A 12,214-nucleotide genomic window follows, 5' to 3' on the forward strand; every position below is an offset into this window, starting at 1 on the left:
TTAGGTTGGTTTTATTGTTTATCTAAATCTATCGCCACTGAGTTAATGCAATAGCGCATACCTGTGGTCTGTTGTGGTCCATCAGGAAATACATGCCCCAAATGCCCGCCACAATTACGACAGGTGACCTCCACGCGGCGCATACCATGCGAGGTGTCTAAATGCTCTTCAACCGCACTCTCGTCAATGGTTTTATCAAAGCTTGGCCAACCACAGCCTGAGTCAAATTTATTGTCTGACGTAAACAGCTTTGCCCCACAGCCTTTACAGCGATAAATACCCTCATCTTTATTATCTGTATACATACCTGTAAAAGGTCGCTCAGTGCCTTTTTGACGCAATACATGATACGCATCGTCATCAAGGCGTTCGCGCCAATCGGCATCGGTAAGTTGAGCAATCTGCTCAGAGCTAAGCTGTGATGAACTAATTTGTGATGAGCTGTGTGAATTATCTGTCATACTATCTATCTCCTAAACTGTGCCTAAAATATCATTAAAATATTAGAGACTAACTTACCACACTCGCTTTGGTTTTTATAGATTAACAGCGTACGCCAACCATTATCAACTCATCATAAAACCACACTTAGAATCACAAAATCCTAACAACTTCTAATAAAAACAAGCAATTAAGATTTGGCAAATTTCTTTGTACTTGTTTTTGCCCCTTCTTTTGCTATTTTTTTGCCCCTCTTTTTGCTTCTTTTTTTGCGCCCATCACGCACAACACCGCACCGAGGGTGCTTATCAGCATCGCAAAGCTCACCGTCTCATGCAACAATAGGGCAGCAAGGGCAAGCCCCATAAATGGTTGTAGCAATTGTAGTTGCCCCACCGCCGCGATACCACCCAATGCAAGCCCACGATACCAAAATACAAAGCCAATAAACATACTAAATAAGGACACATATAGCAGTCCTGCCCACGCTGACATGCTGATTTGTTGCAAATTATTTGGTAGTGTCCACCATGCCAGTAACAGCATCATAGGTGCAGACAGTAATAACGCCCAACTGATTACCTGCCAGCCACCCAATGTACGGGATAAACGTCCACCTTCGGCATAACCCAAACCACATGTCAGCACCGCTACAAGCATTAATAAACTCCCAAGTAATGCCTTATGTGTGCCATTTACTGAGGTCAGGATAACTGAGCTATTGCTAAATAGTGCATAACCCATCACGCAAACACTGCCCAACACCGAAAATAACCAAAACTGCTTTGAGGGTCGCTCACCACCACGCCACACAGCAAATATGGCAGTACATAAAGGCAAAATACCCAAAAATACGATGGCATGAGCCGACGTCACATACTGCAATGCCAAGGCACTAAACAATGGAAATCCAATCACCACCCCAAATGCAACCATCATTAATGCAGGCAAATCTGATTTTGTTGGTAATGGCTGCTTTATACACAGTAACACCACCCCACTGACCAACGCAGCAATGCTGGCTCTGGCTGCACTCAGAAAGATAGGGTCAATTTCCATCACTGCCAAGCGAGTCGCAGGTAATGAGCCTGCAAAAATAACTACCCCAATAAAGCCACTTATCCAACCTCTCCAGTCTTGTGTACTGGTGTTTGCCATCTCATTGGTGTTTGGCTCACTGGCTGGTTGGCTGATAGTTGTATCTGTTATTTCTGATTTTTTCTGAACTGGAACTGGATTGTTAACTGGGTGTTTCATTATCGCTGCCTTAGATTTTTAGCTTATGTTTAAATTTTGTATTGACTAGGCTTGGTATTACTAAGCTTCTAATATCAACAAAACCTCAATTACCAACAAAACCTCGATGATTAAAACAAAAGTGTGCTATCACAACCATGTACAATCCAATACAATTTAGCCAAACTGTTTGGTATCATCTACCCATACAGCCACACTAGACACTCGGTAGGCACAACACAAGCCCAGTTAAAGCCTAATGTGGTCAAACCCAAGTTTACAAGCGTGATTAAAAACAGTGGTAACTAAAAGATAATGAACCAATCAATGATAATTAAAGATGGAATCGGTATGCACTCTGGATTCACCAAAATTGAAACCCTAATGGCAGATGTCAAAACCAAAATTGCCACCATGTCCTATTTACCCGGTACACGCCTGCCTTCTGTACGTGCCGCTGCCAACACACACCAAGTCTCCCCTTCTACCGTGGTAGAAGCTTATGAACGCTTGGTCACTAAAGGCATCATCTATGCAAAAGCAGGGGCAGGGTTTTATGTGGCTGAGCCTACTACCCCTCTCTCACTGGCAGAGATTGGACCAAAACTTGACCGTGTGGTTGACCCACTTTGGGTATCACGGCAAGCACTGGAATCATCTGATGAAGCACTCAAACCCGGCTGTGGTTGGCTACCTGCTGATTGGCTTTATGAAGAGGGTATGCGCCGAGGACTGAGGCGGGCTGCCAAAGCAGATGCCAGCGTGATGAGCAACTATGCCACCCCAATGGGTCAGCCTGAATTACGCCAGTTTCTCGCTCGACGTATGGCGAATGTGGGCATCACTGCTGAGCCTACCCAAATCATGCTCACCGATTCGGGTACTCATGCCATCGACCTTATTTGCCGATATTTATTGCGCCCAAATGATACTGTTGTGGTAGATGACCCGTGTTATTTTAATTTTCATGCCCTGCTACGGGCGCATCGGGTCAAAGTAGTTGGTGTGCCGTATACCGCTCATGGTGCAGATGTCACCGCCTATGCCAACATATTAAATGAACACAAACCGCGCCTATATATCACCAATGCTGCCATTCACAATCCCACAGGGGCAACTTTATCCGCAACAACGGCGCATCATATCTTGCAACTGGCATCAGCGGCAGGGACTTATATTATTGAAGATGATATTTTTGCTGATTTTGAAATAACCCCTGCGCCTCGACTTGCCGCTTTAGCTGGATTACAAGGCGCATCACAGGTATTTTATATTGGCAGCTTTTCTAAAACCTTATCTGCCTCACTGCGCTGTGGCTTTATTACCACCAATCCCCGTTTTTTAGAAGGCTTACTGGACTTAAAAATTGCCACAGGTTTTGGTGGTGGACAACTGGCTGCCAGTGTGGTGTTATCGGCACTTAGTGACAGTGGCTATCGCAAACATTTAAGCCATTTGCACAGCCGCTTAGCACAAGCACGTACCCATGTATTGCCGCGACTGGCAAAACTTGGCATCACCCCTTGGATACTGCCACAAGCAGGCATGTTTTTGTGGTGTCAACTGCCTACAGACAGCAAGCTACCCAAGCATAACCGAGCTTCAGAGCTGGCAAGGCAATGTCTGGCACACGGTATCGTCTTAGCCCCTGGCAATACCTTTAGCCAAGCACAAAATGCAGAGGATTTTATGCGTTTTAATGTGGCACAGAGCAATGATGGACGTATATTTGAGGTATTGGCTGAGGTTATGGGGAAAACTGGCTTTTAATCCCTCCCCTTACTTCAAGGAGAGGGTTTGGGAGGGCTCTATATAACTTTAAAAAAATAAAGTTCCGTGTGGCGCAACTCTATTCTATTATCAAAAAATTGCAATAAAGCAAGTAAAAGGTAATGACTTTGCAAGTTTTTCTTGCATTTATATTTAAAAGTAAATTGAAAGCTAGAAATTTTACAAAATAGCGCAATAAATACTTGCATAAAAATTTAGATAATTGTATAACTGTGTCTATATTTTCTCCACTAACTGATTGATTTACTATGAAATCACCCATAAATACAGACACCCTGCCAAACCCTACTGAGGATAAGCAAGGTGAAACGACAACAGAACCCACAACAGAAAGTAGCAATCTTGAATGCCATGAATATATTGAGCAAGGCAAACGCCTAGCGGCACTCAGACACGCTCAAGGTTTGACCGCTGAGCAATTAGCCGAACAAATGACCAAAGCGGGTGCAAAAGTGAGTCGGGGTGCTATCTCTAACTGGGAGCGTGGCATTAATGGTATTGTCTCCTCAAAACTGCCCACACTCGCCAAGATTTTACACTGTAGCGAAGGCTATCTATTACGTGGTGACGCTCCTAATACCTCAGATACGACTCAGCTTAAAAATGGTAAAAAAACCCAAGCACAACCACATTCATCAAACACAAATTCACCAACATCACAACATTATGGTACTGCTATGCAACCCAGTTCATCTACTCATTTACTGAAAAAATCCACCAAATTACAAAACGTCTGCTACGACATTCGTGGTCCTTTGCTCAAAACTGCCATGGAGATGGAAGCAGCAGGACATCGTATTATCAAGCTTAACGTTGGTAATCCTGCACCTTTTAAACTACAAGCCCCACAAGAGATTATTCATGATGTGGCAATGAATCTTACCAAAGCCGAAGGCTATTCAGACTCACAAGGCATCTTCTCAGCCCGCAAAGCCATCTTGCAATATTATCAAGCCAAAGGATTATTATCCGCCGTCGATGTACGTGATGTTTATCTGGGTAATGGGGTATCTGAGCTGATTGTAATGACCATGCAAGCCTTAATGGATGATGGTGATGAGGTATTAATTCCTATGCCTGACTACCCACTATGGACAGCCGCCGCAAACTTAGCAGGGGGTACGGCAGTGCATTATCGTTGTAATGAGGCAGATAACTGGCAACCTGATATTGCTGATATCAAAGCCAAAATCACCAATAAAACCAAAGGTATCGTGGTGATTAATCCCAATAACCCCACAGGGGCATTGTATTCCGATGATAAATTACGTGAAATCATTGCCATCGCAAAAGCGCACAATCTGGTTATCATGGCTGATGAAATCTATGACCGTGTGTTATATGACAATGTCACCCACACACCGATGTGTACCCTAAGTGATGATGTGCTTATCTTATCTTATAATGGGCTGTCAAAATCACATCGTATTGCAGGCTTTCGCGCAGGTTGGATGATGCTATCGGGCAAAAAAGACCATGCCAGCGACTTTATTGAAGGGCTAGATATGCTTGCCTCGATGCGTCTATGTGCCAACGTGCCTGCACAATATGCCATTCAAACCGCAATGGGTGGCTATCAAAGTATGCAAGATCTCACTAATGAGACAGGACGACTATATAAACAACGCGCCATGGCAATTGAGCGTCTTAATGCCATCAAAGGCATCTCTTGTACCATGCCACAAGGCGCATTTTACTGCTTCCCTAAGATAGACCTTGAGGTATATCCTATTGAAAATGACATGCAGTTTATGATGGATTTATTGCGAGAAGAAAAAGTGTTGATGGTACAAGGCACAGGCTTTAACTGGGACGCACCTGACCATTTTAGAGTGGTATTTTTGCCCAATTTGCTTGATTTAGAAGATGCGATGGACAGATTGGATCGCTTCTTTGCCAAAAAACGCAGAGAATTTGGGACGGAATAAAATATAAATAACTTGCTTTTAAGCCCTCCCCTTATCTTCAAGAGGAGGGTTTAGGAGGGGTCATATAGCAATTTAATAAATTAACCCACGTAATTTATTCATCAATCATTCATCACGCTATAGGTTTAAACGCTGATAAATAATGTTGAATTTCACTTTTTTTAGGATGATTATGTAACCATGTAGCAAACGCCTCAACTTGCTCAAAGTCCTCGCCCAAAAGCTGTTGATAGCGTTTTTTAAATGCTTGCTCACGCTCTTGATTACGCAGCTCTTGTTGCCAAGGCTCACCCATCACTTGGGTCAATTTATCTTGAATTTTTAGCAGCTTTAATAGCTCCCACTCGCCTTGATCAAGCCACACATCATCACAGGTATGACACACATTGATGGTATTATCCTGCTCATTATTAATGCGGTATTTCAACATAAATTTACTACAACGCTGACATATTAATGCCCCCTCACTATTGGTTAACGCATCAATGGCGACTGTCTTATCGCCAGTATTTTCTTGTGCCATCTTTTCTTGTTCAATATTAGCAAGGTTATTTTCAAGCCATGTACGATAAGTCAGCAAGTCCAGATATGTACCTTGACACGCCTCACAACGCAGTGCAGGTAAGGCATAGTCTAACTTGGTGGGTTTTAAAGGGTGCGTTTTACAACAATAACAATCTAGGTGCATTTTTTATCCTTAGAACTTTTTATCCATAAAACATTATGAATTTAGTGAAATATGATGATTGCTATTATAACAATAAAATTTTGTTAGGTTATATTTTAAATAATACCTTAAAAACCAACATACCTACCTTAATCAACCCAAATGCCTTAATGCAAGCACCTAAAATAAACGACAATTATTGTCGTAAACTCTCCACGCAAACTACCCAATTTTATATATTTTCTGTTAACTTATCTTTGTTATTAATATATGCTTAGAACCTGTATTCAAAACCCACAATAATAACTTTTTACCTATAAGTTCTAAAGACAACAAAACACAAACCATTCATCTTTAATTAGGAAAATAAATGAAAACCGTCGAAGTTGTTGCTGCCATCATCATCCATGATGGGAAAATTTTATGTGCGCAACGTGGTAACAATCAATTAGCCTATCTTTCAGGGAAATTTGAGTTTCCTGGTGGCAAACTAGAAAAAGATGAAACGCTTGAACAAGCCTTAATTCGCGAAATCCAAGAAGAGCTAAACATATCAATCACTGTCGCAGATTTTTTGCAAACAGTTAAGCATCAGTATCCAGATTTTAAGATTATTATGCATGCTTTTATATGCCATACCCAAAGCCAAACTCTCACATTAAATGAGCATCTACAAGCACTTTGGCTGGATATAACACAGCTTGATACCCTTGACTGGGCAGCCGCTGACTTGCCAATTGTGCAACAGCTTAAAACAATAATGTCATGAGCACTAATATTATGAATAATGATGTCACAAACAGCCACATTCAAGAACTACAAAACGCTTTAATTTCTGGCTTTATAGACCATACACAAGCTTCAAAACAAACCCTCAAGCCAGAGCTACTTACCAATGATGGTCAAGGCAAAAAGGTATTAAATTCAATCAGTACACATTTACAAACTTGTGATGAATTCTGGTTTTCTGTGGCATTTGTCACAACCAGTGGTATTGCGTGCCTTAAACAGCAATTACTAGAGCTTGAAACAAAAAAAGTTTCAGGTCACATACTTGTTTCACAATACCTTAACTTCACCCAACCAGAAGCATTGCGTGAATTATTAGCATTTAAAAATCTAACCGTTCGTATTGCCACAGCATCAAATTTTCATGCAAAAGGCTATTTATTTCGTACCGCTAATATTCACCATTTAATCATTGGCAGCAGCAATCTAACTGCTAATGCCTTAACATCTAATAAAGAGTGGAATTTAAAGGTGAGCTCTACCCAATCGGGTGCTATTATTCAGCAAGCCATCGATGAATTTACCCATGAATTTCAATCGGCACAACTGGTTACCCCTGATTTTATCGAACACTATGAGTTGCAATATCAAAAAGCACAATTGATTGCACAACAAATAAAAAAAGAATTGCGGCAAGAGCAAGATAATGCCATCGAACCCAATATCATGCAGCAGGAAGCTTTAAGCAACTTAGCAACGCTACGTAGGCAAGATAAAAACAAAGCATTATTGATTTCTGCGACAGGCACTGGAAAAACGTATCTGTCAGTGTTTGACGCCTTGAGTATGAACCCCAACCGCTTACTGTTTATTGTCCACCGCGCCAATATTGCCAAAAAAGCATTACAAACCTATCAAACCATTTTTAAAAATAACAAAACCTTTGGTTTATATAGTGGCCAAGATACTGATATTGACAGTGATTATATATTCTCAACCGTACAAACCCTCTCTAGAGAGGCGCATTTAACCCGCTTTCAACCTGACACCTTTGATTATATCGTCATTGATGAGACCCATCGCGCCAGCGCAGCCACTTATAAAAAAATATTGGATTATTTTAAGCCTCAATTTCTTTTGGGCATGACGGCAACGCCAGAGCGAACTGATAATAATGATGTTTTTGAAATTTTTGATCATAATATTGCTTATGAAATTCGCCTACACACCGCGCTAGAGATGGGTATTTTGGCACCCTTCCACTATTACGGCGTTACCGACCTGACGGTTAATGGAGAGACGATAGATGATACCTCTAAGCTCAATATGCTGGTCAGCAAAGAGCGTGTTCAGCATATCTTAAACTATATTCAGCGTTATGGCTGTGATAATGGTGAAATACGCGGGCTGGTATTTTGCTCTAGCATTGAAGAATGTAAGGCGCTGGCAGATATTTTTAGTACTCATAACCTGCCATCGATGGCACTTACTGGAGAGCATTCAGAGGCCCAGCGCGAACACGCCATAGAGCGTTTAGAATCTAATGACCCCAAAACGCGGCTGCATTATATTTTTTCTGTTGGCATCTTTAATGAAGGCATTGATATTCCTTGTGTGAATCAAATTGTGATGTTACGACCCACCCAATCGGCCATCATTTTTGTTCAACAACTAGGCCGTGGTTTAAGAAAAGCAGCGAATAAAGAATATCTCACTGTCATCGACTTTATTGGAAACTACAAAAATAACTTTATGGTACCCATTGCTTTATATGGTGATAAATCATATAACAAAGATACCCTGCGTCGCTTATTATCAACCGAAAGCGCTTATCTTCCCGGTACATCAACCGTCAGCTTTGATAAAATTGCAAAAGAGCGTATCTATCAAGCCATTGATACAACCAACTTACAAACAAAAAGAGAGCTTTCAAAAGACTATGACCTACTCAAACTTAAGTTAGGTCATAGTCCGATGATGATGGATTTTGTCAAACATGGCTCGCGTGATCCCTTCTCTTATGTTGACTATTCAGGTTCTCTTTACCATTTTGCAAAACAACAAGAGCCAGAGACGCTACCAACTTTAAATAACAATGAAAGCAAACTACTGACGACATTTGCCAAAGAAATTAATAACAGTAAGCGTATTGAAGAAAGCTTGGTATTGCGTGAACTACTTGCACACCGACCTATCACAGTGGATACATTAGCGCAAAATATCAAAGAGCAATATGGTTATCAGATGAATCCCAACGTCATACCATCAGTGCTTAATAATCTTAACTTAGGATTTGTCACCGAACAACATAACAAACAATTAAAGAGCATACAAGAAATCTATGGCTTTAATATTGTGCAACTTGATGGTGATGAATTTATCTGGCACCCAGATTTTCTTCCCTACTTGGCCAATCAGACATTGGTAAAATTTTTAACAGATAGCACGGATTACGCTATTTATCAATACACTGAGCAGTTTAAACGATCTGATTTTATTGATGGTTTTCAGCTATATCAAAAATATTCACGTAAAGATGTGTTTAGAATTTTAAACGCAGCCACCAATCCAGTGGCACAAAATGTTGGTGGCTATATGGTTAGCACAGATAAAAGCAACTGCCCCATTTTTATCAACTATCATAAAGCTGATGACATTGCAGATAGCATAAAATATGAAGACAGATTTATCAGCAGCTCTAGATTAAGCTGGATGTCCAAATCGAATCGCACCCTAAACAGCCCAGAAATCAAGTTATTTCAAGACAATAATCAGCATTGCCGTATTCTTTTATTTATAAAAAAACACAATGGTGAAGGCGGTGATTTTTACTATATGGGCGATATGTCGCCACGACCAGACAGCTTTGAGCAAACCACCATTTCTGGTAAATCTGTCGTAAAAGTCGAATTTGATATGCACACAGAGGTTCGAAGTGATATTTATCATTACCTACTTGATAATTAGCTTCTTAAAAATACGTTCCCCCATTTTTCTACACCTCATCTGTCTTTATTTTACAAATAACATATAACAAATCATAACCTAGATGTTTTTTTTCTAGGTTGTGCTATATAATATCTAAATACATACTATTTTTACTCCATGCGCCCTTTGTTCTCTCACCATAAGGCAATACTCATGAATACCTCACCTATAGTCTCTTCCCTATCCCCCATCAATCACCATGACTGCATCAAAACAGTACAAGCCTGTGCTATCACCTTTCAAGGTAATGCCAGCAATGGACTACAACAAGATGCCTTTTTCTTTTTAGATGATTGGTATCAAGAAACGCTAGGCATCATGCCAATACAAGACATTGACGGGCAATTTTGCCTTGCGGTATCCGATGGCGTTGCCAGCTCTAACTATTCACAGCACTGTGCCAAAGCGGTAGTAAAAGCCATTGCCACTCTTTGGCAACAAAAGCACAGCGTCAGCATTGATGATATTTATCAATGGATAAATAACCCCAAAAATATCTGCAAAAATGGCAAAAAACTTAACCCAAAATGGTTGGGTGCTTGTGCTACTTTAGCTATGGTACAAGCTTGCCCTAATAGCTTTCATAACAATAATAACAATAACGATAATGACAACAATAAAAGTTATAACATCACCATTACGCATATGGGTGACAGTCGGGTGTATTTGCAACGGCTAACAGACACCCAAAACACAAATGGCTGGCGGTGGCTAACTCGTGACCATAACTTACTCAATGAACTGGTCAAGCAAAAGGCTGACGAGCAAGGCATAGCCGTTAACCCTGATGACTACAACAAAGATGGTATGGCAGGCAGTTTGTATGGCTTAACTGAATGCTTTATGCTTGGTAATGACAATGATCTAGAAGATATTGGCAACGAAGGTACACAGCAAACGCTAACTGTACAAGCAGGCGACTGTTTGCTAATTTGTAGTGATGGTATTCATGACCTTGTACCCTGCCAAGACTGGCAAAGCATTGATGCAGATACCAAGCTTGATACATGGCTTAAAGACCTGAAAAATCAAGTCTATCATTCCAAAGGCAGAGCCTATGACAATGGTACTGCGATTGTGGTGCGATTTGATTAGCTGTTAACTATTAACTGTTATTATTTTATCAATAAAAGGAAACTCATATGTCCGCCTATCCACTGGCTCATTACAAAAAATCTGAACGCTTATTTTTGTTATATCAACAACTACCGCGTCAACCAGAAAAAGCCAAAACTCTCACAGAATTAATGCAATCTTATGGTAACAATCATGAAAAATATGACTCCGAACGCAAAACCTTAGAAAATGACCTAGTAAGTCTGCACACTATCTTTAGCGAGTTAATGGGTAGAAATAATGCCCTATTACGTATTCCTGCTTGGGGAACAAAAATTAAAGGGCAAACACCTCGCTTTTATATGAACCCTAACTTTAGCCTAGATATTATCAATAATGAAACTCTGTTTTTTTGGCAAATGTTAGCCAACTATACCACCCATTATTTACCCAACTCATTACAGCAAACCATTGAAAAAAAACTTGCTCAAATTGAAAAAAAACAAAAACAGCAATTTAATATCAGTACTCTTGGACAATGGCAACAACACCTCATCACCCTACCCAGTGTGATTCATGCTCCTACACTTGATAATGATGTTGTTGCTACCATACATCAAGCACTACTCAATCAACAAATCCTTGAAATCTGCTATTGCAACAAATGGCAACAACAAGGCAAAACCCGCACTGTTTATCCGCATGGTCTAGTGTTTATTGACAACATGATGTACCTATCTGCCTTTAACCCTGCTGATGACCATATTGATGATGATGTTTTATTAAAACAACACCGAAACTTTGCTGTCTGTCGCATTCAATCTGCCCGCCTTATTGACACACCTATTCCAAACTGGGTCACTCGTGATGGGCTATCATTAAAAAATCTTAAACAACTGGGCAAATTAGAGCCCACTGAAGACATTCAAATAAAATTGGTATTAAAGGTACAGCATTATGCTTGCCAGCACCTCTATGAACGCCCTTTATCCACTGACCAAACCATCACCGATATCGACGATACCTACAAAAAAGTCACTGCCACCGTTGCCAATACCACTCGCCTGCAAGATTGGCTAGTGGGAATGTCACAACTGGCAGTAGTGTTAGAGCCAACGCATGTACGCGATACGGTTTATGCAAGACTACAAGAGGCAATGGAGTTGTATCAACAAACGGACGATAAAAAATAGCAAAATAAAAAAGTACGCCACTCTCAACTTATAAGACCCCCTCCTAACCTCCCCCTTACTACGCGAGTATAGCTCTTGTCTTGCGTCGGGGCGAAACAGTGTTTCGCTATATTCCTCCTCAGGGAGAGGAACTGGTTTTTAAGTCCTCCCCTTACTTCAAGGGGAGGGTTTGGGAGGGGTCATAT

The 12,214-nt window shown here is 40.7% G+C and carries 9 protein-coding genes; 6 read left to right on the forward strand and 3 right to left on the reverse strand.

All coding sequences use genetic code 11. From position 1 onward, the window contains the following. Positions 1–11 precede the first annotated feature (11 nt). Together msrB and FHK89_RS14815 are read right to left on the reverse strand one after the other, a co-directional pair. On the reverse strand, positions 12–431 hold the full coding sequence (gene msrB / locus FHK89_RS14810; protein ID WP_230656673.1) for a peptide-methionine (R)-S-oxide reductase MsrB: 420 nt from the start codon (positions 429–431) through the stop codon (positions 12–14). Positions 432–678: 247 nt separating this feature from the next. Then, positions 679–1,599: a DMT family transporter gene (locus FHK89_RS14815; protein ID WP_230656671.1), complete on the reverse strand. Its 921-nt coding sequence runs from the start codon at positions 1,597–1,599 to the stop codon at positions 679–681. Between the two features lie 405 nt (positions 1,600–2,004). Between FHK89_RS14815 and FHK89_RS14820 the strand changes: the two genes are divergently transcribed. Both FHK89_RS14820 and FHK89_RS14830 read left to right on the forward strand, forming a co-directional pair. After that, the gene (locus FHK89_RS14820) at positions 2,005–3,447 is read left to right on the forward strand and encodes an aminotransferase-like domain-containing protein (protein ID WP_230656598.1); all 1,443 of its coding nucleotides are present in this window, start codon (positions 2,005–2,007) and stop codon (positions 3,445–3,447) included. 269 nt (positions 3,448–3,716) lie between these two features. Next, positions 3,717–5,396: an aminotransferase class I/II-fold pyridoxal phosphate-dependent enzyme gene (locus tag FHK89_RS14830; protein WP_329958678.1), complete on the forward strand. Its 1,680-nt coding sequence runs from the start codon at positions 3,717–3,719 to the stop codon at positions 5,394–5,396. A gap of 112 nt (positions 5,397–5,508) precedes the next feature. On the opposite strand, the gene FHK89_RS14835 is transcribed toward FHK89_RS14830, so the two are convergent. Further along, positions 5,509–6,084 carry a hypothetical protein gene (locus FHK89_RS14835; protein ID WP_230656596.1) on the reverse strand — a complete coding sequence of 192 codons (576 nt, stop codon included), beginning with the start codon at positions 6,082–6,084 and terminating at the stop codon, positions 5,509–5,511. Between the two features lie 349 nt (positions 6,085–6,433). On the opposite strand from FHK89_RS14835, the gene FHK89_RS14840 reads away from it, so the two are divergent. From FHK89_RS14840 to FHK89_RS14855, 4 genes are all read left to right on the forward strand, one after another. Further along, on the forward strand, positions 6,434–6,832 hold the full coding sequence (locus FHK89_RS14840; protein ID WP_230656594.1) for a (deoxy)nucleoside triphosphate pyrophosphohydrolase: 399 nt from the start codon (positions 6,434–6,436) through the stop codon (positions 6,830–6,832). After that, on the forward strand, positions 6,829–9,759 hold the full coding sequence (locus FHK89_RS14845; protein WP_230656592.1) for a DUF3427 domain-containing protein: 2,931 nt from the start codon (positions 6,829–6,831) through the stop codon (positions 9,757–9,759). The genes FHK89_RS14840 and FHK89_RS14845 overlap by 4 nt, the downstream gene beginning before the upstream one ends. Before the next feature lie 174 nt (positions 9,760–9,933). After that, positions 9,934–10,875 carry a PP2C family protein-serine/threonine phosphatase gene (locus tag FHK89_RS14850; protein WP_230656590.1) on the forward strand — a complete coding sequence of 314 codons (942 nt, stop codon included), beginning with the start codon at positions 9,934–9,936 and terminating at the stop codon, positions 10,873–10,875. 47 nt (positions 10,876–10,922) lie between these two features. After that, positions 10,923–12,029, forward strand: coding sequence for a helix-turn-helix transcriptional regulator (locus tag FHK89_RS14855; protein ID WP_230656588.1), 1,107 nt, complete (start codon positions 10,923–10,925; stop codon positions 12,027–12,029). Positions 12,030–12,214: the final 185 nt, after the last annotated feature.

Source organism: Psychrobacter sp. I-STPA10, assembly GCF_021012795.1.
Lineage (GTDB): Bacteria > Pseudomonadota > Gammaproteobacteria > Pseudomonadales > Moraxellaceae > Psychrobacter.